We start from the raw sequence: 21647 nt of genomic DNA, 5'->3' as shown, positions 1-21647 counted from the left end.
GAGGGGGCTTGCTCCCAATAGCGGTGTATCAGTCACTGCATTGTTGACTGAACCATTGCTATCGGGAGCAGGCCCCCTCACTTTTGGTTGTGTGTTGTTTGCTATTGCGCGGCGGGCAACAGGAACCGGGCAATCACCGGCAGATGGTTGGAGATACGCAAGGTATCCTCCTGCCGCACCTTGGTGTCCACCCGTTTGATCCGCGGGCTGTAGAACAGGTAATCCAAGGTGCGATCCGGGCCATCCAGGCTTGGGTCATTGGGGAAGTGCGTCAGCCATTTTTCGCGATCGATACCGCTGGACTGGCTGTTGCTCGGGATCATCGGGTATTTATCCCACAGCAGGTGCAGCTCGCTGTCCGGCGAATACTGCCCGCGTTTGCTGGCGTCCAACCGCAGGAATTGGCCCAGGGGCAGCAGGTTGAAATCGCCGCCGATCAGCCAGGGCGTACCGCGGCCTTCGAATTTATCCAGCAGCTTGACCGTGGTTTTCACCTGTTCCTGCACCGCGCTGCGCCCCGGCGCGCCAGCGTCCAAACGGGTGTTGAGCACCGCCAGTTGGCCGCCGTCGCTCAGCGGCAGGTAGGTCAGCAGCAAGGCCGGCTTGGGTTGGAATTGGCGGCTGATCAGGTTGGCCTCCGGTGCCGGCAATTGCAGGCGCTCGGCGTGTTCGATCTGGTAACGGCTCAGGGTCGCGAGTTTGCGTCCGACGCTGCCGAAGATATGCAGGTCGGGCACAAAATCGGCCTTCCAGTCGAACGCCTGGGCGCTGCAGGGGTAGAGGTCGACCAGGCGCTCTTGCAACAGGGCAAGCTGGTCCTGGTAGTGGGAGGGCTTGGCGTTTTCGTCGAGTTCCTGCAACAGCAGAATGTCGGGCTGTTCGTCGCGGATCACCCGTGCCACTTCGTCCAGGCTCACGGCCATGTCTTCCACGGTGGGGCGATCATCGGGGCCGCTGCCGTCGGCGGTGTCGTACCAAAACACATAGTTCTTGCCGGCCAGATATTGCACGTTCCACGTCATCACCTTGAGCGCCTGCCCCGGCAGCAGGGTCGGCGCACGCGGCGCGACGCAGCTTACCGGCAAGGTCTCCTTGGCGGCGGGGCGCCAGGTCAGGCTGTAGATAAGGGCGGTGAGCAGGCCTGCGATGATCAACAGGCCCAGCAAGGTGATGCGCAATAAACGGGTCATCGGCTCGGCTTATGGCGTTTCAGGAATGGCACGGAGCATATCACCGTGCGTCGGCATCGCCACCGATCAACATGAATAAACGGAACAACACCACACTGGTAAACAATTGCAGGAAGCTGTGGGCGCTATCCATCAACAGGCCCAGCCATGGCGCCGGGTTGGGATAGGCCGCGACGCTGGCGCCCTTGAGCAGCCACAGCGGGGTCATCACGCACAGCAGGCACACCAGGATTCGCCAGAAATGCCCGCGTGTCAGGCGAAAGCTTTCCTTCATCGCCTCCAGCGCCGACAGGCCGCGCAGCACCAGTAAATACTCGGCAAACGCCAGCACCACCATCAGCCACAGGCCCGGCAGCAAATACATCGACAAGCCCAGCAGGATCAGCAGGGTGCTCATGGCCGTCAACACCGCAAAACGCGGCCACAGCGTGAGCGCCATGGCCCATACGTCTTTGGTACGCGGCGACTCGCCACGGGTGCGCGCGTCGAGGAACAGGATCAAGGCGCCGGTGTACAGCGGGTACACCAATAACCCCACCACCACGCTGTAACCCGGGAAGGCATCCGGGCCGAGCGTGTGGTCGAGTACCTGTTGCAACAGGGCCTCGAGGATCACCAGCGGCAGGCACAACTGCACGATGGCGCCCAGGTTATGCCGGGTAAAACGGAAGGAGTCGCGCAATACATCTAACGGATTCATCGGGTTCATCGCTGGCTTAAAAGCAAGGGCGACACTTTAACCGATCAGGGTCTGTAGGGCGCAAACGTAAACCTTGCGTAAAGACCATTGAAACAACTCGTAACACCCCCATAACTAGAGCGCACCTGGCCTGATCACAGGCAGGACCACGATTTTTACCGGCAATCTAACGAGGTCGCCATGAACAGCGAAGAGCAAACCCTGATCGATGGACTGTTTTCACGGTTGCAGCAAGCCGAAACGGACTCAGCCCCCCGCGACGCCCAGGCCGAAGCGCGGATCAAGGAGCACATGACTCGCCAACCCGCCGCCGGGTACTACATGACCCAGTCGATCCTGGTGCAGGAACACGCACTCAAAAGCCTCGACGCGCAGAACAAGCAACAGGCGCAACAGATCGAGCAATTGCAGCAGGAGCTGCAGCGCGCCAGATCCCCGCAGGCGGCCGCGCCAAGCGGTGGCGGTTTTTTGTCGAGCATCTTTGGCGGTGGCTCGCGAGAGGCGCAACCTGCGCCGAGCAACGCGGGAGGTGGCTGGCGTGAACCGGCGCGGCCGGCATTCAGCCAACCCGCACCGCAGCAGAACTATCAGCAACCGCCGCAACAACCGGCCGCCGCCGCGCCCGTGGGCAGCGGTTTCCTCGGCGGTGCGATGAAAACCGCCGCCGGTGTGGCCGGCGGTGTGTTGCTGGCCGAAGGCATCAGCAGCCTGTTCCATCACAACCAGCAGCCGCAGGTGGTGGAAGAAATCATCGAACAACCGGCACCGGCCAGCGACCAGGGTGGCTGGGGCAATGACGACCAGAAGTTCGCCGGTAATGACAGCTGGGGCGCCAACAACTCGGACAGCTTCGCCGACAGCGACTATTCCGACGACTCATCCTCCTTTGGCGACGACGATTCCTTCGTCTGACCCTCCCCACGCCCGGTGCGCTTCGTCGCGCCGGGCTGATTTTTCCCGGAAACCTTCTCGCGGCTGGCATACTGGCACCCTTTCCGGGCGCTGGCGCCTGGCTGTCATGGGGAAGTGCGGTGAAAAAAATTGCAGTGTTCGCCGATGTGCAAAACCTCTATTACACCGTGCGCCAGGCCTATGGCTGCCACTTCAATTACGCGGCCCTGTGGGCTGACATCAGCGCACGCGGGCAAATCGTCGAGGCGTACGCCTATGCCATCGACCGAGGCGACAGCAAGCAGCAGCAATTCCAGCAGATCCTGCGCAACCTGGGCTTTACGGTAAAACTCAAACCGTATATCCAGCGTGCCGACGGCTCGGCCAAGGGCGACTGGGACGTGGGCATCACGCTTGACATCATGGACGCCGCCGACCATGTCGACGAAGTGGTGCTGGCCTCCGGCGACGGTGATTTCGACATGCTGCTCGAACGCATCATCCAAAAGCATGGCGTACACGCCGTGGCCTACGGCGTGCCGGGGCTCACGGCCAATTCATTGATACGCGCCGCCAGCCGCTACGTGCCGATCGAAGGCGCGCTGCTGCTCAAGTAAGCGCTGCGGCTCAATCAATCGTTAACGGAGTTGAAACAGGTTTGGAACGTATAGCGGTCATCGACTTTGAAACCACCGGCATCACCCCGAGCAGCCACTGCCGGGCCACGGAAATTGGCGTGGTCATCCTTGAGCGCGGGCAAATCGTTGATCGCTACCAGAGCCTCATGAATGCCGGCGTACGCGTGCCGGGCTTTATCGAACAACTCACCGGCATCAGCAACGCCATGCTGCGCAGCGCGCCGTCGGCCGAGCGGGTGATGAACGAGGTCAACGAATTCGTCGGCACCACGCCGCTGATGGCGCATAACGCCGCGTTCGACCAGAAGTTCTGGGACTTTGAGCTGGGCCTGATCCGCCGCACCCGCCTGCAAAAATTCGCCTGCTCGCTGCTGCTGGCCCGGCGCCTCATGCCGGCGGCACCGAACCACAAACTCGGCACTCTCAACACCTACGCCAAACTGCCCCACACCGGCCAGGCTCACCGGGCGCTGGCGGATGCGGAAATGGCCGCCAACCTCACCGCGCACCTGGCCCGGGAACTGCGCCAGACCCACGGCCTGCGCGAGCTGTCCCACGATTTGCTATGCACCTTGCAGAAAGTGCCGGCGGCGAAGATCAATGAGCATTTGAAGAAACATCGCGGGTTCTAAGCCAGCCACGACCTCAAGAACACTGGAGGTCCAAATGTGGGAGGGGGCTTGCTCCCGATAGCAGTGTGTCAGGCAATGTATTTGTCACTGACCCACCGCCATCGGGAGCAAGCCCCCTCCCACATTAAGTTATGCGGCGCCTATCGAGGCTGCGCACAGCCCAAGGCTTGGTCCACCACGCCTTTGGCCATCTCCACCAAATGCATCACCGCCCGCTGCGGCGCCTTCATCACTTCACCCGAGGCATGCGCCGCTTCCACCGCGCAATGCAGCAAATCCGCCGCATGGGCGAGGGCGTCTTCCAGGCTCAGGTTGTCATTCAGGATGAAGGTCGGCGCATCCGGGGCGCACGCTTTGCGGTAATAGTCGATGGCACGGCGATGGAGCAGGGCGTCTTCGCTGGGGAAGTTGGCGTTGGGCTTGGGTGGATCGGGGGTGATTTTGACCATGGTGAAACTTCTCCGTCAGTTAAGAAGCTGCAACCGTTCGCTTGCACACGAATTAGGGTGGCAGCAGTACGCGGGTGTGCAAGACCGAGACGGAGTCCGGTAGATCCGAAGACCTCCCGCGTACAGCTGCCATGACACTTAGCGCCTGAGATAAACCCAGGCGTAGAGAGTTAAGGCTATGCGTATTACCGTCGTCGGACTTGCACGTCCGATCACCGAAAACTCGATGACGGAGCGAGACTAGCTACCGAATCCGACGGAAACAAGGCCGTGGAATTCTCTCGGAAACGTCCCGCAAATGAAAGGGATTGGTCTTGCTGGCCATCGAAACACTGCGCGGTGGATGGCTTTTTTATGTGTCGTCAGAACAGTCAGTAGGTTAAGTCCTGCACTGCTATCGGAGCCTTCCGTTTTTTTAATCGAGGGCGATTTCAACAGACCTTTTGAAGGAGTTCACAAGTGTGGGAGGGGGCTTGCTCCCGATCGCGATCGCTCAGCCACCACTTTTCCCATTGCCCTCCAACTGCCCCAACGGCACGCGCCGTTCTATCGCGCTCGACAAAATAATCGAAGTTTTGCTGAAGCCGAACTTGGCTATCCGGTTGATCAAATTCTCAAGCTCAGGCATCGAGCCCACCGCGGCTTGCATGATCACGCACGGGTCGCCGGTTACCCGGTGGCATTCGGTCAGTTCGGGGATTTCGGCGAGGGCGTCGTAGACCTTTTGGCTGCCATGATTGGTCAGCCGCAGTTCAATCACGCATTGAATCGGCAACCCCACTTTGGATAAGTCCACCTTGGCCTGGTACCCGGTGATCACCCCACTGGCCTCCAGCTTGGCCACGCGCTCGGCCACGGCGGGGGCGGAGAGGTTTACCGTGCGGGCCAGTTGCGCATAGGAGGCGCGGCCGTCTTCGAGCAGGGCGCTGAGGAGCATACGATCGTATTTGTCCATAATAAGGCTCCAATTGCGCGTGGCTTTCGAAAGCACGGGTTATAGCCTTCATAACCATGCTTTGAAAAGTGTATGGGCGGTTTAAACAGGTTTTGTAACTTATGTTTATTCTCCTTCGTTTCTAGAATAAGCCTCCCACTCCTGCCATAGAGCCGCCCAATGCCTGGCCCACGTCGCTTTCCCTTACCGTTGATCGCCGCCTTTTTTGCGCTGTATGTGATCTGGGGTTCCACCTACCTGGTGATTCGCATCGGCGTGGAATACTGGCCGCCGCTGTTGCTAGCGGGTATCCGGTTCTGCACGGCGGGTGCGTTGATGTATGGCTATCTCAGATGGCGCGGCGTGCCGGCGCCGACCTGGGCGCAATGGAAGGCTGCCGCGATGATCGGCATCTTGCTGCTCACCTTCGGTAATGGCGCGGTCAGCGTGGCCGAACACACGGGCGTGTCATCCGGGGTGGCCGCGCTAGCGGTGGCGACGGTGCCGCTGTTCACCTTGCTGTGCGGGTACTTCTGGGGCGCGCGTAATACGCGCCTGGAATGGGCCGGGGTGATCCTGGGCATTGTCGGCATTGCCATGCTCAACATGGGCAGCACCTTGCAATCGAGCCCGATGGGCGCCGCGTTGCTGTTGTTCGCGGCGGCCTCCTGGGCGTTCGGCTCGGTATGGAGCCGGCATTTGCCGCTGCCCCAGGGCGCCATGGCCAGCGCGGCGGAGATGCTGGTGGCCGGTGTGGCACTGTTGATCGGCAGCGCGGTGTCCGGTGAACACCTGCAGGCCATGCCGCCGCTGGAAGGCTGGCTGGCGCTGGCCTACTTGACGGTGTTCGGTTCGATCATCGCCTTCAACGCCTATATGTACCTGCTCAAGCACGTGCGCCCGGCGGCGGCGACCAGCTATGCCTATGTGAACCCGGCGGTGGCAGTGTTGCTGGGGATCGTGTTCGTGGGCGAAACCATCGGCGTGGAAGAAGCCCTGGCGATGCTGGTGATCATCAGCGCGGTGCTGCTGATCAGCCTGCCGCAGTGGCGCAAGCCGAAGCCGGAAATAAGGTAAACTGCGGCGCAATTGCGACCTTGCGCTGAATTTTCCTACGGTAACTACATGACTTTCGCCACCCTTGGCCTGATCGAACCCTTGCTGCGCGCCCTTGAGACGCTTGGCTACCAGACCCCGACGCCGGTGCAGGCGCAAGCCATTCCGGCGGTGCTGGCCGGTCGCGACCTGATGGCCGCGGCCCAGACCGGCACCGGCAAGACCGCCGGTTTCGCCTTGCCGCTGCTGCAACTGCTGACCATGGAAGGGCCGAAAGTCGCCGCTAACTCGGCGCGCGCGTTAATCCTCTGCCCCACCCGGGAGCTGGCCGAGCAAGTACACGCCAGCGTCGCCGAATACGCGCAACACCTGCCGCTGACCACCTACGCGGTGTACGGCGGCGTGAGCATCAACCCGCAGATGATGAAGCTGCGCAAGGGCGTCGACATTTTGGTCGCCACGCCTGGCCGCCTGATCGACCTGTTCCGCCAGAACGCGCTGAAACTCAACCAGCTGCAAACCCTGGTGCTGGATGAAGCCGACCGCATGCTCGACCTGGGCTTTTCCGAAGAGCTGGCGAACATCTATCGCATGCTGCCGAAAAAGCGCCAGACCCTGCTGTTCTCCGCGACCTTCTCCGACGACATCCGCCTGTTGGCCGGGCAGATGCTCAACGACCCGCTGAGCATCGAAGTCAGCCCGCGCAACGTCGCCGCCAACACCGTGAAGCAATGGGTGGTGCCGGTGGACAAGAAGCGCAAGCCGGAGTTGTTCGTCCACCTGATGCGCAAAGGTCGCTGGAAGCAGGTGCTGGTGTTCGCCAAGACCCGCAACGGCGTGGATGCGCTGGTGGACAAGTTACAGGGCTTGGGCATCAACGCCGACGGCATCCATGGCGACAAACCCCAGGCGACCCGCCAGCGTGCCCTGGACCGTTTCAAGGCCAGCGAAGTGCAGATCCTGGTAGCCACCGACGTAGCCGCCCGTGGCCTGGATATCGAAGACCTGCCGCTGGTGGTCAATTTCGACCTGCCGATCGTCGCCGAAGACTACATCCACCGCATCGGCCGTACCGGTCGTGCGGGCAACACCGGTGAGGCGATTTCCCTGGTGTGCGCTGATGAAGTGAACATGCTGTCGGCCATCGAGATGCTCACTCGTCAGACCCTGACCCGCAAAATGGAAGCCGACTTCGAACCGGAACACCGCGTGCCGGACACCGATGCCAGCGGGCAAGTGGTGAAGAAGCCGAAAAAACCGAAGAAGCCTAAAACCTCCGGTGGCGGCGGTAAGCGCAACCTGGGCAAGTGGGTGGACAGTGGGGACGCCGCGCCGGTGGAGCCGTCGATCAAGCCGGTGCGCAAGGTGCCAGTGTTTAATACCGGGCCGCGTAAGAAGAAGTGATTTTGCGGTGTGGCTGATGGCTTCATCGGGGGCAAGTCGAACCGTCGCACCGCCCCCGATGTCGGACTTGAGTTCACCGAAGTCTCAAGGGTTCAACCACTCCAACATCCCCCGTCCAGCCGCCCGCCCGCTGGCAAAGCACCCCGTCAGCAAATACCCCCCAGTCGGCGCCTCCCAATCCAGCATCTCCCCCGCACAAAACACCCCCGGCAATTGCTTGAGCATCAACCGCTCATCCAGCGCCTCAAACGGCACGCCACCGGCGGTACTGATCGCCTCATCTATCGGCCGCGTCTTCACCAGCCTCAACGGCAACGCCTTGATATCCACCGCCAACTGCGCCGGATCGTTGAAGTGCTCAGCCGGCGTCAGTTCGCGCAACAACGCGGCCTTGACCCCATCCAACCCCAACTGGCTGTGCAAATGCTTGCTCATCGACCGCGAGCCACGCGGCTTGGCCAGGGCGGCCCGGACCTTGTCCAACGGTTTGCTCGGCAACAAATCGATATGCACCGTCGCCGAACCGTCGCGGTTGATCGTCTCGCGAATCGGCGCCGACAGCGCATAGATCAGGCTGCCTTCGATGCCCGTGGCGGTGATGACACACTCGCCCAGTCGAGGCGCGTCGTCCCTCAGGCCGATGGCGACGTTTTTCAACGGCGCGCCGGCGAATTTGCTGACCATCAGTTCGCTCCAGGCCGACACGTCGAAGCCGCAATTGCTCGGCTGCAGGCGAACATAGGGCACGCCTTTGCCCTCCAGCAGGTTAAGCCACGCCCCGTCGGAGCCCAGGCGCGACCAGCTGCCACCGCCCAACGCCAACAGCACGGCAGCGCTGTGGACAACTTTTTCGCCGTCCGGGCTGTGGATAAGTAAACCGCCCTCGGCATTCCAGCCCACCCAGCGATGCCGGGTGTGGATAACCACGCCCTGGTCGCGCAGGCGTTTGAGCCAGGCACGCAACAGCGGGGCGGCTTTCATATCGGTAGGAAATACGCGGCCGGAAGTGCCGACAAAGGTTTGGATGCCCAGACCATGGATCCATTCGCACAATGCCTGGGCACCAAACCCACGCAGCAACGGCGCCATCTGCGGTGCGCGTTCGGCGTAGCGCGACACAAAGGCCGGGTAGGCTTCGGAGTGGGTGATGTTCATGCCGCCCACGCCGGCCAGCAGGAACTTGCGCCCCACCGAAGGCATGCCGTCGTACAGGTCCACGCGCACCCCGGCCTGGCTCAAGACTTCGGCGGCCATCAGCCCGGCTGGGCCGCCGCCGATAATAGTGACGTGTGGAGGTGCGGTGTGAGGCATGGGCAAGGCTACACGGGCTGTGAATAAGCCGAGCATTCTACCGGACGGAGCGGCGGCTGCCTGATCAAAAAATGTACGCTTTCCTACAAGCCTTATGGCAGCTCGCTCTCAGCCGCTTACGCTCAAGTTATCCACAGGCCGTTCCACAGCCATTGTGGGTAACGCTCACAGCTCAATGACAACCTGATGACGTCCACACCCGTTGCGCGCTGTGGTGCAGGATGCCGTGGCGGCGCGCCAGGGCGGGGCGGTCCTTGCTGTAGCCGCCGCCGATCACGCCCATCACCGGAATGTCGCGGCCCAGGCAATGGCGCATCACGCTTTCATCGCGGGCGGCCACGCCGGCGTCTGTCAGTTTGAGGTAGCCCAGGGCGTCGTCTTTATGCACATCCACACCGGCGTCGTACAGCACCAGGTCGGGCTGGTAGAGCGGCAGCAGGTAGTTGAGGGCATCGTCGACCACCTTGAGGTAGTCGGCGTCGCCCATGCCCATGGGCAACGGGATGTCCCAGTCGCTGTGGGCCTTGCGTGCCGGGAAGTTCTTTTCGCAGTGCAGCGACACGGTAATCGCCTCCGGCGTGTCGTGCAGGATGCGTGCGGTGCCGTCCCCTTGATGCACGTCGCAGTCGAAGATCAGCACGCGGTTGACCCGGCCGCTGGCCAGCAGGTAGCGGCTGATCACCGCGAGGTCATTGAAGATGCAAAAGCCCGCCGGGTAATCGTAATGCGCGTGATGGGTACCGCCCGCCAGGTGACAGGCCAGGCCGTGTTCCAGCGCCTGCTCGGCGGCCAGTATCGAACCGCCCACCGCCCGTACGGTGCGCCGGGCCAGGGCTTCGCTCCAGGGCAGGCCGAGGCGGCGCTGGTCTTCGCGGGACAACTCGCCGCTCATGTAGCGCTCGATATACCCAGGTTCATGGGCCAGGGCCAGAATGTCCGCCGGGCATAGCGGCGGGCGCAGCAGTTGGCTGTCCTGGGTCAGGCCGCTGTCCACCAGGTGGTCGCGCAACAGGCGAAATTTGTCCATGGGGAACCGGTGGTCCGGCGGGAACTCGGGGCTGTAGTCGTCGTGGTAGATCAATGGCAAAGGCATGGGATTTTCTGACGGGAAACTGCGAAGGATCTTACCAGCGCTGTACACTCACGCACATGGCAAGGGGAGGGGACCCATGGAGCCGATACTCGAATTGGAAAGCGCGCGTCTGGTGCTGCGCCCATGGCGCGACACCGACTTGCCGGAGTTTGCGCGCATGTGCGCCGACCCGCAGGTGATGCGCTATTTCCCGGCCAAGCTCAGCCACCTGGAAAGCGCTGCGCTGATAGGGCGGATCCGCGGCCACTTCGCCGAATACGGCTTTGGCTTTTGGGCGTTGCAGCGTAAGGACACGGGTGAGTTCATCGGCCTGACCGGTTTGCAGAACGTCAACTTTGAAGCCGGCTTTACCCCGGCAGTGGAAATTGGCTGGCGCCTGGCTCGCGAGCATTGGGGCCTGGGTTACGCCAGTGAGGCGGCCTGGACCGCACTGCGCTGTGGTTTCGACCGTTTGCAGTTGGATGAAATTGTCGCCTTTACCACGGAGGCCAATCAGCCCTCACAAAAAGTCATGCAGGCCATCGGTATGCATTACGATCCGCAGGCAGATTTTGCACACCCCAAGGTCGCAGCCGATGACCCGCTGCGCCCGCATGTTTTGTACCGCATCACCCGCGCCCAATGGTTGGACACGCTGCACGGATAAGCAGCCCGGAATGCCCCATAGATTGTAGGAGTTGCTCTATGAGCCAAGTATTGGAAGATCTGGTGGACTTGCTGACCCTGGAGCCGATCGAGGAAAACCTCTTTCGCGGCCGCAGCCAGGACCTGGGTTTTCGTCAACTGTTCGGCGGCCAGGTGCTCGGCCAGTCGTTGTCGGCGGCCAGCCAGACCGTCGAAGAAGCACGCCACGTGCATTCGTTGCACGGTTATTTCCTGCGCCCCGGCGATGCGGCGTTGCCGGTGGTGTACTCGGTGGACCGCGTGCGCGATGGCGGCAGTTTCAGCACGCGCCGCGTCACGGCGATCCAGAAGGGCCACCCGATCTTCACCTGCAGCGCATCGTTCCAGTACGACGAAAAAGGCTTTGAGCATCAAACCACCATGCCCGTGGTGGTCGGCCCGGAAAACCTGCCGTCGGAGCTTGAGCTGACCCAGCAGCGCGCGCACCTGATCCCCGAGCACATGCGCGAAAAGCTGCTGTGCCCCAAGCCGATCGAAGTGCGCCCGGTCACCGAAAAAGACCCGTTCAACCCGCAGCCGTCCGACCCGGTCAAATACGTGTGGTTTCGCGCCGACGGTGCGCTGGCCGACACGCCGGCGCTGCATAAATACCTGTTGGCGTACGCCTCGGACTTCGGCCTGTTGACCACCTCGCTACTGCCGCATGGCAAGACCGTGTGGCAAAAAGACATGCAGGTCGCCAGCCTCGACCATGCGCTGTGGTTCCACGCCGACCTGCGCGCCGATGACTGGTTGCTGTATGCCATGGACAGCCCGTGGGCCGGCAATTCCCGCGGATTCTCGCGTGGCAGTGTGTACAACCGCGCCGGCCAACTGGTGGCATCGGTGACCCAGGAAGGGTTGATTCGCCATCGCAAGGATTGGGCATGAGCCTGAGCGACGTTAAGCACTGGGTATTTGATATGGACGGCACCCTCACGGTGGCCGTGCATGACTTTGCGGCCATCCGCGTGGCGCTGGAGATACCGCCCGAGGACGACATCCTCACCCATCTGGCCGCATTGCCCGCCGATGTTGCGGCGGCCAAGCATGCCTGGTTGCTGGAGCATGAGCGTGAGTTGGCGCTGGGCTCGGTGGCGGCCACTGGCGCGGTGGAGTTGGTGCGCGAATTGGCCAGTCGTGGGTATCGCCTGGGGATTCTGACGCGCAATGCGCAGGCATTGGCGCATGTGACGCTGGAAGCGATTGGCCTGGCAGAGTGTTTTGCCATCGACGACATACTCGGCAGAGAGGATGCGCCGCCCAAGCCCGACCCGGGTGGGTTGTTGAAACTGGCGGCCGCGTGGGACGTGGCGCCGAGTGAGTTGGTGATGGTCGGCGATTACCGTTTTGACCTGGATTGCGGTCGGGCGGCGGGCGCCCGCACGGTGCTGGTCAACCTGCCGGACAACCCCTGGCCGGAGTTGGCGGATTGGCATGCACCAGACTGCACGGTACTGCGCCGAATGATTTAGCCCAGTCAATAAAGATCAAATGTGGGAGGGGGCAAGCCCCCTCCCACATTTTGAGCCGGTTTCTTCAGGGGTTATTGGGGAACAGCGCCTTTTGCCCCTCCGGCGAGGTAAACATCCTATCCCCGTCATGCCCCACCCCCGGCACTTCCACCAGCTTCTGGCGCAGTTGCGGATGGCGCAGCGTGAGATAGTCAAAGTAGTGGTGTCCGCGAATCAATCGATACGCGCCCTGGGTCTCGGCTTCGCAGCCTTTGTCCAGCGCCGGGTGGTTGGGGTTGGTGTCTTGCTGGCCCAGCAGGTAGGTGATGTCCCGTGACACATAGACCTGTTCCAGATGTTGCGGGCTCTGGCCATGGGCGTAGGCGGGCAGGTGCTGCATGCCGTACTTCCAGTCGTTGAAATCCGGGCACAGGGTTGCGTCGAACTGGACCGGGCGTTGCGGGCTGAAGTAGGCGTAGGACGAAGGGTTGGCCACCACATAGCGCAGGCGGATGCCTTCGGCTTGCAGAGTCGGGTGGTCGTGACCGGTGAGGGCGAAGCGCTGGACGACTTGCCCGCCGCCGGAATGCCCGGCCACTACGATTTCCTTGAGCGCCGGGAACAGTGTGCGGTTGCCCAGGTGCTTGATGAGTTGGTCCAGCACGCCGTAAGAACTGAGTTGGCCAGGGCCGACCGACGGCTCGCCAGCCATCCAGCTGTTGCCGTTCCAGCGCAATACCTGTTGACCCAACGCGTGGCGCCTCACATCGGCGTTGTTGAGAAACTGCGGTGCAATCACCAGGGTCGCGGCGCCAACCCCCGCGTGTTCAGCGGCCTCCTTGCCGCTTTGCAGGTAGGTCTGCGCATTGCGCAAGCGGCCATGCACGATGATCAACGCGCGGGTCACGCGGGGCAGCGGCTGGCGCCAGTCCTGGCTCAGGCCCAGGCTGAGGTCGCCGGCCTGCAGGTGGAACCGCTCGGGGCTGACCACCGCGACGCCATGCTCGGCGGCCAGGGTTGAACACGAGACCAGAACCCCCAGCAGCACACCCCATGGTTTATTCATTTAAAGGCTCTTGGCGGCAAACGTATCGCATTGAGTGATCTGGCCCTGGGCGAAGCCGGTCTTGAACCAGCGCACCCGCTGCGCCGAAGTGCCGTGGGTAAACGAGTCCGGCACCACGCGGCCCTGACCCTGCTGTTGCAAATGGTCATCGCCAATGGCGTTGGCCGCGTTCAGGGCTTCTTCGATGTCGCCGGGCTCCAGCCAGTTCAAGCGTTTTTGCGCGCGGTTGGCCCACACGCCGGCAAAGCAGTCGGCTTGCAGTTCCTGGCGTACCAATAGGCCGCCGTCGCCTTGCATCTGTCGGCCTTGCTGGCGCGCGGCCTGGATCTTGGACGAGATGCCCAGCAGGGTCTGCACGTGGTGCCCCACTTCGTGAGCGATCACGTAAGCCTGGGCAAAGTCGCCGGCGGCCTGGAAGCGTTGCGACATTTCCCGGAAGAAGTCCAGGTCCAGGTACACCTGTTGATCCGCCGGGCAATAAAACGGGCCAGTGGCCGAGGTGGCGCCACCGCAGGCGGAATTGACCCGGCCACGGAACAGGATCAGTTTCGGGTTCTTGTAGGCCAGGCCGTTTTCCTGGAACACCTGGGCCCAGGTGTCTTCAGTGTCGCCCAGCACCGCACGCACGAAATCGGCCTGCTCATCGTTGGCCGGCGGCGCCTGGCGCGTCTGTGTGCTGACCGACGGCGCCTGTTCCATCTGGCCGGTCAATTGGCCGAGGATCTGCAGCGGGTCCTGGCCGGTCAGCCAGCCGATGCCGACGATCAGCACAATCGCCGTGAGGCTCAGGCCCTTGCCGCCACCAAAGCGCATGCCGCCACCACCGCCGCCACTGTCATCCCGCGCATCCACCACGTTGTCGCTGCGTCGGCCTTTTTTCCATAGCATGGGGCAATCCTCTTGATGAACGGTCCTACAAAGTTATGGGTGGAGTATGGCCGTTATTAGCGGCAATACCCTTCACCGGTGTTCACGATCAAACAGTCTTTTTTATCGGCCAGCCACTTCAGGCCGGTGGCTTCGCCGTCGCCGGCCCGCAGCAGTTGTGGGCCGTCCGGGCGTACGAAGGCGATGCCCTCTTCATTGGCTTCACCCTTGAAGGTGCCGCTGTCGGTGGCGTCGAGGCCGTATTGCATGGTGAGCCGATAATGGCCACGGCCGATGGCGTCGTCCTTGGCGATGGTCAGGTTCAGGCCTTCGACGCCAACCCATTGGCCGACCCACTTATCGGTGGGCGGGTGTTCCGGTACCAGGGTGGCTTGTACCGACGCCGGCGCGGGTTTTGGCGCGTCCTTGGCTTGCTCGTTACAGGCGGTAAGCAGGGCAAGGGCAGACACAACAAAGAAGATTTTTTTCATAGCAAAGCCTTGGTTGAAAAGTGTGCAGCGCGGGGGCGGGCGTGCAGGGTTGGACTCGAATCCGCTGATTTAGTGCGCTGTTCGCCCGGTGTTTGGTTATGCTCTTGGGGCAGACTCCGGCCCGGCTGCTAGATTACCGGGTTAGCGCTACCTCGTTCAGTGCTCAGTGTTCCGCTCGCCACGCAAGAGAATTCCATGACTGTCAGTACCCCACTTTCCGGCGTCAACCACCCCTTTAAAGGCATCCTGCTGATTGTGCTGGCGACGTTCCTGTTTTCCAGCCACGACGCCTTGTCCAAATACCTGGCCGGGTTCTACCCGATCGTGATGGTGGTGTGGGCGCGGTATGTGGTGCACACCTTGCTGATGGCCGGCATCTTCCTGCCGCAATCGGGCCTGCGCGTGCTGCGCAGCAAACGGCCCGGTATGCAGGTGGTGCGGGCGTTGTGCCTGTTGGGCACCAGTCTGTTTTTTACCAGCGCCTTGCATTACATCCCCCTGGCGGAAGCCACGGCGGTGAACTTCCTCGCACCGATCCTGGTGACGGCTCTCTCGGTGCCGCTGCTGGGCGAACACGTCACGCGCGGCCAATGGCTGGCGGTGATCTGCGGGTTTGTCGGCGTGCTGGTGATCATCCATCCCGGCGGCGAGCTGTTCACCCCGGCGGTGCTGCTGCCATTGTGTTCGGCGATGTTCTTCTGCTTTTACCAGTTGCTCACACGCATCCTCAGCCAATACGACACGCCCACTACCAGCAACTTCTTTGCCGGGCTGTGCAATACCCTGGTGATGAGTGCGATGGTGCCGTTCTTCTGGCAGGTGCCGACGCTGTGGCACGGCGTGTTGATGCTGGCGCTGGGCACGTGCGGGATGACCGCGCACTTGATGCTGACCCAGGCGTTCCGCTTTGCGGCGCCGGCCTTGCTGGCGCCGTTCGGCTATTGCCAGATCGTGTTTGCGGGGTTGTTGGGCTGGCTGGTATTCAGCCATACCCCCGACATGACCACGGTGGCCGGTATCGGGGTGATCTGCATGAGCGGGTTGGCCGCTGCCTGGCAGCAGCGGCGTCGTTGAATTACACGTCTACCGTAGGAATCTTGCGCGGCGCCATGAAGTACATCCACGTCAGCGCAATGAAGTACATCGCCGGAATCAGGGTGAACAACACGGTGTAGTTGTTGTTGGTCACGGTGAGGATATGGCCGACGATCTGGGTCATGAACATGCCGCCGATGGCCGCGCACATGCCGCCGAAGCCGAACACCGTGCTCATCATGTGCTTGGGCGTGTAGTCCATCACCAGGCTCCAGATGTTGGCCGTCCAGGCCTGATGCGCGCCGATGGCCAGGGAGATCGCAAATACCGCGACCCACAGTTGGCTGGAACCGGCCGCCATGATCACGCCCACGATGCAGCAGGCAAACAGCAGCATCGATAGCAGCCGCGCCTTGATTGGGTTCATCCCGCGGCCGATCAGGAATGACGACAGGATGCCACCGCCCACACTGCCGAAGTCGGCGGTCAGGTAGATGATGATCAGCGGGATGCCCATTTGGGTCACGTTGATGCCCAGGTTGTATTGCTGGTTCAGGAACGGCGGCAGCCAATACAGGTAGAACCAGAACACCGGCGCGGTCAGCGCATAGGCGATGGCGAACGCCCAGGTGCCGCGCATGCGCAGGATGCGGCTGAACGGGACGCCGGGTTGTTCCGGCTCGGCGTGCTGTTGCACGTAGTCCAGTTCCGATTGTTTGACGGTTGGGTGCTCTTCCGGGTTGTAGTATTTCAGCCCCCAGAACACCAGCCAGATCGCGCCGAGCGATGCCATGCACAAGAACGCCGCCTGCCAGCCCCACACATGCAGGATCAACGGCAGCAGCATCGGCGTCATCATCGCGCCGACGTTGGTGCCGGCGTTGAAGATACCGGTGGCCACCGCGCGCTCACCCGCCGGGAACCACAGGCGTGTGGTCTTGACGCAGGCCGGGTAGTTGGCGGCCTCGGTCAGCCCGAGGATAAAGCGGCACACCATAAAGCCGACGGCCGAGGTGGCCAGGCCGTGGGCGCCGGTGGCCAGGCTCCACAGCAGCACCGCGCAAAAGAACACGCGTTTCACGCCGACGCGGTCGATCAAGCGGCCTTGCAGCACAAAGCCGATCGCATAACCCACCTGGAACCAGAAGTTGATGTTGGCGTAGTCCATCGCCGTCCAGCTCATTTCTTTGGCGAGGATAGGTTGCATCACGCCCAACGCGGCGCGGTCGATGTAGTTGAGGGTGGTGGCGAAAAACACCAGGGCCAGCATGCCCCAGCGGGTTTTGCCTACGGCCATGGCGCCGCGGATCTTGTCGCCGATGCCGGCGTGCGGGGTGCCGGGGCGCGAGGCCAGGGCGGAGTTTTGCAGAGGCATGTGGTTGTACCCGTTTTTTGAAATTTTTATGGTGTGTTCTGGGTCTTTTTCTTACAGGTAGAAGCGAAGTCGATGGTGCGCAGTGGCTAAAAAATCGTCAATTCGCTATGGGGCATTGTGTTCGATAATCGCACTGAAAACTAACCGGTTCGTACATTTTAATTGCTGCGCGTAGGCTGGCGGCGAATAATTTGCCACAAACAACAATTGCCGGGAGTCGCCCATGCAACGTTCCATCGCCACTGTGTCCTTGAGCGGCACCCTGCCGGAAAAGCTCGAAGCCATTGCCGCCGCCGGGTTTGATGGGGTCGAGATCTTTGAAAACGACTTGTTGTATTACGACGGCAGCCCGCGCGAAGTTAAGCAAATGTGCGCCGACCTGGGTATCGCTATCACGCTGTTCCAGCCGTTCCGCGACTTTGAAGGCTGCCGACGCGACCGCCTGGCGCGCAACCTGGAGCGCGCCGAGCGCAAGTTCGACCTGATGCAGGAACTGGGCACCGACCTGGTGCTGGTGTGCAGCAACGCCGCGGCGGATTCGGTGGGCGATGAACGTATTCTGCTCGACGACCTCAGCCTGTTGGCCGAACATGCCGGCCGCCGAGGTTTGCGCATCGGCTATGAAGCGCTGGCCTGGGGCAGGCATGTGAACACCTGGCAGCAGGTGTGGAACCTGGTGCGTCAGGTCGATCACCCCAGCCTGGGCGTGTTGCTCGACAGTTTCCACACCTTGTCGCTCAAGGGCGACCCGAGTGCCATCGCCCAGATCCCCGGCGATAAGATCTTCTTCGTGCAAATGGCCGACGCGCCGATCCTAGCCATGGACGTGCTGGAGTGGAGCCGGCATTTTCGCTGCTTCCCTGGCCAGGGTGAATTTGACCTGGCGGGCTTCCTCGCGCCGATCATCAAGAGTGGCTACACCGGGCCGTTGTCCCTGGAAATTTTCAACGATGGCTTCCGCGCCGCGCCGACCCGCGCGAATGCCGCCGATGGCCTGCGATCGCTGCTGTACCTGGAAGAGAAAACCCGCGAACGGCTGGCCGAGGAGCAGCCCGCCGCGCCGCTGGATATCCTCTTCGAAACCCCGGCGGCCAGCGAGTACGACGGCATTGAGTTTCTTGAGTTCGCCGTGGATGAAAACCTTGGCGCCAAGCTGACCCATTGGCTGGAGCGTCTGGGTTTCGTCAAGGCCGGGCAGCACCGTTCCAAGAGCGTGAGCCTGTTGCGCCAGGGCGATATCAACTTGATCCTCAATTGCGAGCCCTATTCCTTCGCGCATAATTTTTTCGAAGCCCATGGGCCGTCGTTGTGCGCCACCGCCATCCGGGTCAAGGACAGTGCCAAGGCCCTGGAACGAGCGGTGGCCTACAAGGGCCAGCCCTATCGTGGCCTGGTCGGGCCCAACGAACTGGAACTTGCGGCCGTGCGCGCGCCGGATGGCAGCCTGATTTACCTGGTAGACCAAGGCGAAGGCGGGCTGTACGACACCGATTTCAACCTGCAACCGGCCGCGACCGATGGCGGTGGCCTGCTGCGCATCGACCATATGGCCATGGCCTTGCCGGCCGACAGCCTCGACAGTTGGGTGCTGTTCTACAAGAGCCTGCTGGATTTCGAAGCCGATGACGAAGTGGTGCTGCCCGACCCGTATGGCCTGGTTAAAAGCCGCGCATTGCGTAGCCGCTGCAGCTCGATTCGCCTGCCCCTGAACATCTCCGAGAACCGCAACACCGCCATTTCCCACGCGCTGTCGAGCTATCGCGGCTCTGGCGTGCACCATATTGCCTTCGACTGTGCGGATATTTTCGCCGAGGTGCGCCGCGCCAAAGAGGCCGGCGTACCGCTGCTGGACATCCCGCTCAACTACTACGACGACCTGGCGGCGCGTTTCGACTTTGACGATGAGTTCCTCAGCGAACTGGCGTACTACAACGTGTTGTACGACCGTGACGCCCAGGGCGGTGAGTTATTTCACGTGTACACCGAACCGTTCGAAGGGCGGTTTTTCTTCGAAATCATCCAGCGCAAGCACGGCTATGCCGGCTACGGAGCGGCCAACGTGGCCGTGCGTCTGGCGGCGATGGCCAAATCGCGCAGCGGTGCCTTGCGCCAGGCGCGTTTATAACGGCGAGTCGAGCGCTTCCTTCGGCAGGCGCCGCGGCCCATAATCAGCGCCTGCACAACAATGGCCGTGAGCGCACCATGACCTCGAGTCCCGAACTCCCTGCGGTGTCAGACGCACCGCGCAAGAGTCGTAAGAACAACCCGGAAAAGACCCGCGAAAACATACTCCAGGAGGCTATTGCGGAGTTTGTCCAGCAGGGCCTTTCCGGGGCTCGGGTGGACGCCATCGCCGAGCGCATTCACACCTCCAAGCGCATGATCTATTACTACTTCGGTAGCAAGGAGCAGCTGTACGTCGAGGTGCTGGAGAAGCTCTACGGCGATATCCGCAATACCGAAACGCGCATGAACCTCACCGCGCTTGAACCGCGTGAGGCGATCCGGCGGTTGGTGGAATTCACCTTTGATCACCATGACCAGAACGTGGATTTTGTGCGGATCGTCAGCATCGAAAATATCCACAATGCCGAGTACGTGAAGCGCACCGACACGATCAAGGCGATGAACAGCAAGATCCTGGAAGGGCTGGGGGAGACCTTGCGCCGCGGGGCTGAAATGGGCGTATTCCGGGAAGGGCTGGAGCCGTTGGATGTGCACTTGCTGATCAACTCATTCAGCTTTTACCGGGTGTCCAACCGCCACACGTTCAGTGAGATCTTTCAGATCGAGCTGTCGGATGAGGCGGTTAAACAACGGCATCGCGAGATGATCTGTGAGTCGGTGTTGCGGTACCTGCAGGCCTGAATTCACCGCAGAACCTCATGTGAAAACTGGCTCAAAATGTGGGAGGGAGCAAGCCCCCTCCCACATTTGGATTTGGTTTCTACAGTCAGGTATTCATGCTCTTGAAGTGCGCCAACATCCGTTGCGCATCCGCCACCTCGCCACTGAACAACTCAAACGCCTTCACCGCCTGGAACACCGCCATGTTGCCGCCATCCAGCGTGCGGCAACCCAGGGCGCGGGCGTTGCGCAGCAGTTCGGTTTCGAGTGGGAAATACACGATTTCCGCAACCCACAATTGCGCCCGCAAGAAGGCTGCCGGCACCGGCATACCGGGCAGTTTGGCCATGCCCATTGGCGTGGTGTTGACCAGGCCATCCGCCTCGGCCAGGGCGTTTTCCAAATCCTGACCCACTTGCGCGCGGCCGCTGCCGAAACGCTGGGCGAGGTTATCCACAAGCTCGCGGGCACGCTGGGCATCCACGTCAAAAATACTCAAGTGCTCCACGCCTTCGGCCAGCAGTGCATGGGCCACCGCCGCGCCCGCGCCACCGGCGCCCATCTGCACCACGCGCCGGCGCGGCGCATCACTCAGGTTGCGTCGAAACCCTTCAGCAAACCCCAGGCAATCGGTGTTGTGGCCGATGCGTTTGCCGTCTTTGAACACCACCGTATTCACCGCGCCAATGCCCCTGGCTTCGTCGGACAGTTCATCGAGCAACGGCAGGATCGCCTGTTTGCACGGGTAGGTAATGTTCAGCCCGGTAAAGTGCATCTGCTCGGCGGCGCGTAGGAGGTCGGGCAGGGCGTTGATGTCCAGGCCCAGGGGCTCAAGGTCGATGAGACGGTACAGGTAACGCAAGCCTTGGGCGTCGCCTTCCTGTTCATGCAGGGCTGGGGTGCGGGAGGCTTGGATACCGGCGCCGATCAGGCCGGCGAGGATGCGCGATTTCATTGAGCTGAACCCTTGAGCAACCGGCTGAAATGTTCCAGGGCCAGGTGGTAACCATGGCTGCCAAAGCCTGCGAGCACTGCCTTGGCGATGGGCGACACGAACGAGTGATGACGAAACGCCTCACGTGCATGCACGTTGGATAAATGCACTTCGATCACCGGCACTTCACTGGCCACCAGCGCATCGCGGATCGCTACCGAGGTGTGGGTCCAGGCCGCCGGGTTGATCACGATGCCGGCGCAACGTTCGCGGGCGCCGTGGATCCAGTCGAGCAATTCACCTTCGTGGTTGGTCTGGCGAAATTCGATCTTCAGCCCGAGTTTCTCGGCGCTGCGCCCGCACAGGGCGGCGACGTCGGCCAGGGTTTCGTGGCCATAGGTGGCGGGCTCGCGGGTGCCGAGCAGGTTGAGGTTGGGGCCGTTGAGCACCAGCACGATAGGCGGCATCAGATGTATCTCCACAGGTCTTGTTCGTTGTGGGGATAAAATGTACTGAATGGTTAATTTGGTCAATTAAAGGCGGCGGATGTGTTCGATTATCGAACCTTTAATCAGCCGCCGGAACAGCGCCGCTCTCACATGTCGGGCGGCGGTGTG

General features: G+C 61.8%; 23 protein-coding genes. 11 read left to right on the top strand and 12 right to left on the bottom strand.

All coding sequences use genetic code 11. The annotated features are described in order from the left end of the window. Positions 1-101: 101 nt before the first annotated feature. Entirely contained in the window at positions 102-1190 is a 1089-nt protein-coding gene (locus KSS96_RS24870; protein ID WP_017528908.1) for an endonuclease/exonuclease/phosphatase family protein, read from the bottom strand. A 40-nt stretch (positions 1191-1230) separates the two neighbouring features. Then, a complete protein-coding gene (locus KSS96_RS24865) occupies positions 1231-1890 on the bottom strand; it encodes a DUF7847 domain-containing protein (protein WP_017528907.1) in 660 nt (219 codons plus the stop codon). Between the two features lie 180 nt (positions 1891-2070). Here KSS96_RS24865 and KSS96_RS24860 point away from each other — a divergent pair, with 180 nt between their 5' ends. The 3 genes from KSS96_RS24860 (at position 2071) to KSS96_RS24850 (ending at position 4051) form a co-directional block, all read left to right on the top strand. Further along, positions 2071-2802, top strand: a complete 732-nt coding sequence (locus tag KSS96_RS24860; RefSeq protein ID WP_065876747.1) for a DUF2076 domain-containing protein — start codon at positions 2071-2073, stop codon at positions 2800-2802. Between the two features lie 119 nt (positions 2803-2921). Further along, the gene (locus KSS96_RS24855) at positions 2922-3398 is read left to right on the top strand and encodes a LabA-like NYN domain-containing protein (protein ID WP_017528905.1); all 477 of its coding nucleotides are present in this window, start codon (positions 2922-2924) and stop codon (positions 3396-3398) included. Positions 3399-3439: 41 nt separating this feature from the next. Further along, positions 3440-4051 (top strand): 3'-5' exonuclease, encoded by a 612-nt coding sequence (locus KSS96_RS24850; RefSeq protein WP_017528904.1) that lies wholly within the window; start codon positions 3440-3442, stop codon positions 4049-4051. 140 nt (positions 4052-4191) lie between these two features. Here the strand turns inward: KSS96_RS24850 and KSS96_RS24845 are convergent, their stop codons facing one another. After that, the gene (locus tag KSS96_RS24845) at positions 4192-4500 is read right to left on the bottom strand and encodes a DUF3077 domain-containing protein (protein ID WP_217855413.1); all 309 of its coding nucleotides are present in this window, start codon (positions 4498-4500) and stop codon (positions 4192-4194) included. A 493-nt stretch (positions 4501-4993) separates the two neighbouring features. Then, a complete protein-coding gene (locus KSS96_RS24840; RefSeq protein WP_017528902.1) occupies positions 4994-5455 on the bottom strand; it encodes an Lrp/AsnC family transcriptional regulator in 462 nt (153 codons plus the stop codon). A gap of 159 nt (positions 5456-5614) precedes the next feature. On the opposite strand from KSS96_RS24840, the gene yedA reads away from it, so the two are divergent. Together yedA and rhlE1 are read left to right on the top strand one after the other, a co-directional pair. Next, positions 5615-6511 carry a drug/metabolite exporter YedA gene (gene yedA, locus KSS96_RS24835; RefSeq protein ID WP_068935236.1) on the top strand — a complete coding sequence of 299 codons (897 nt, stop codon included), beginning with the start codon at positions 5615-5617 and terminating at the stop codon, positions 6509-6511. Between the two features lie 48 nt (positions 6512-6559). Beyond that, positions 6560-7894 (top strand): RNA helicase RhlE1, encoded by a 1335-nt coding sequence (gene rhlE1, locus KSS96_RS24830; protein WP_017528900.1) that lies wholly within the window; start codon positions 6560-6562, stop codon positions 7892-7894. An 84-nt stretch (positions 7895-7978) separates the two neighbouring features. Here the strand turns inward: rhlE1 and KSS96_RS24825 are convergent, their stop codons facing one another. Next, on the bottom strand, positions 7979-9205 hold the full coding sequence (locus KSS96_RS24825) for a TIGR03862 family flavoprotein (protein WP_217855410.1): 1227 nt from the start codon (positions 9203-9205) through the stop codon (positions 7979-7981). A 172-nt stretch (positions 9206-9377) separates the two neighbouring features. Then, positions 9378-10298: a histone deacetylase family protein gene (locus KSS96_RS24820; protein ID WP_017528898.1), complete on the bottom strand. Its 921-nt coding sequence runs from the start codon at positions 10296-10298 to the stop codon at positions 9378-9380. Between the two features lie 76 nt (positions 10299-10374). On the opposite strand from KSS96_RS24820, the gene KSS96_RS24815 reads away from it, so the two are divergent. Genes KSS96_RS24815 through KSS96_RS24805 form a run of 3 tightly spaced genes read left to right on the top strand, consistent with a single transcriptional unit; the run spans position 10375 to position 12436 of the window. Then, positions 10375-10944, top strand: coding sequence for a GNAT family N-acetyltransferase (locus tag KSS96_RS24815; RefSeq protein ID WP_017528897.1), 570 nt, complete (start codon positions 10375-10377; stop codon positions 10942-10944). Between the two features lie 38 nt (positions 10945-10982). Further along, positions 10983-11852: an acyl-CoA thioesterase II gene (tesB, locus tag KSS96_RS24810; protein ID WP_017528896.1), complete on the top strand. Its 870-nt coding sequence runs from the start codon at positions 10983-10985 to the stop codon at positions 11850-11852. After that, positions 11849-12436: an HAD family hydrolase gene (locus KSS96_RS24805; RefSeq protein WP_065876751.1), complete on the top strand. Its 588-nt coding sequence runs from the start codon at positions 11849-11851 to the stop codon at positions 12434-12436. The genes tesB and KSS96_RS24805 overlap by 4 nt, the downstream gene beginning before the upstream one ends. A 64-nt stretch (positions 12437-12500) precedes the next feature. On the opposite strand, the gene KSS96_RS24800 is transcribed toward KSS96_RS24805, so the two are convergent. From KSS96_RS24800 to KSS96_RS24790, 3 genes are read right to left on the bottom strand one after another with little or no spacing between them, the layout of a single operon-like run. Further along, on the bottom strand, positions 12501-13481 hold the full coding sequence (locus tag KSS96_RS24800) for an alpha/beta hydrolase (RefSeq protein ID WP_217855408.1): 981 nt from the start codon (positions 13479-13481) through the stop codon (positions 12501-12503). Beyond that, entirely contained in the window at positions 13482-14369 is an 888-nt protein-coding gene (gene ypfJ / locus KSS96_RS24795) for a KPN_02809 family neutral zinc metallopeptidase (RefSeq protein ID WP_017528893.1), read from the bottom strand. A gap of 56 nt (positions 14370-14425) precedes the next feature. Further along, the gene (locus KSS96_RS24790; RefSeq protein ID WP_017528892.1) at positions 14426-14839 is read right to left on the bottom strand and encodes a membrane lipoprotein lipid attachment site-containing protein; all 414 of its coding nucleotides are present in this window, start codon (positions 14837-14839) and stop codon (positions 14426-14428) included. 195 nt (positions 14840-15034) lie between these two features. Here KSS96_RS24790 and KSS96_RS24785 point away from each other — a divergent pair, with 195 nt between their 5' ends. Next, positions 15035-15913 carry a DMT family transporter gene (locus KSS96_RS24785; RefSeq protein ID WP_017528891.1) on the top strand — a complete coding sequence of 293 codons (879 nt, stop codon included), beginning with the start codon at positions 15035-15037 and terminating at the stop codon, positions 15911-15913. Position 15914: 1 nt separating this feature from the next. On the opposite strand, the gene KSS96_RS24780 is transcribed toward KSS96_RS24785, so the two are convergent. Next, a complete protein-coding gene (locus KSS96_RS24780; protein WP_065876753.1) occupies positions 15915-17249 on the bottom strand; it encodes an MFS transporter in 1335 nt (444 codons plus the stop codon). Positions 17250-17472: 223 nt separating this feature from the next. Here KSS96_RS24780 and quiC point away from each other — a divergent pair, with 223 nt between their 5' ends. Together quiC and KSS96_RS24770 are read left to right on the top strand one after the other, a co-directional pair. Continuing rightward, positions 17473-19374, top strand: coding sequence for a 3-dehydroshikimate dehydratase QuiC (gene quiC, locus KSS96_RS24775; protein ID WP_068935225.1), 1902 nt, complete (start codon positions 17473-17475; stop codon positions 19372-19374). Positions 19375-19451: 77 nt separating this feature from the next. Then, positions 19452-20117, top strand: coding sequence for a TetR/AcrR family transcriptional regulator (locus KSS96_RS24770; RefSeq protein WP_017528888.1), 666 nt, complete (start codon positions 19452-19454; stop codon positions 20115-20117). A gap of 85 nt (positions 20118-20202) precedes the next feature. Here the strand turns inward: KSS96_RS24770 and KSS96_RS24765 are convergent, their stop codons facing one another. Together KSS96_RS24765 and aroQ are read right to left on the bottom strand one after the other, a co-directional pair. Beyond that, positions 20203-21051 (bottom strand): shikimate dehydrogenase, encoded by an 849-nt coding sequence (locus KSS96_RS24765; protein ID WP_065876755.1) that lies wholly within the window; start codon positions 21049-21051, stop codon positions 20203-20205. Next, a complete protein-coding gene (gene aroQ, locus KSS96_RS24760) occupies positions 21048-21497 on the bottom strand; it encodes a type II 3-dehydroquinate dehydratase (RefSeq protein WP_065876756.1) in 450 nt (149 codons plus the stop codon). Before aroQ ends, KSS96_RS24765 begins: the two co-directional genes overlap by 4 nt. Positions 21498-21647 lie beyond the last annotated feature (150 nt).

Origin of the sequence: Pseudomonas asgharzadehiana (assembly GCF_019139815.1) — a bacterium.
In the GTDB taxonomy this organism is placed as follows: domain Bacteria; phylum Pseudomonadota; class Gammaproteobacteria; order Pseudomonadales; family Pseudomonadaceae; genus Aquipseudomonas; species Aquipseudomonas asgharzadehiana.
This window is presented reverse-complemented; position numbering and strand designations above follow the sequence as displayed.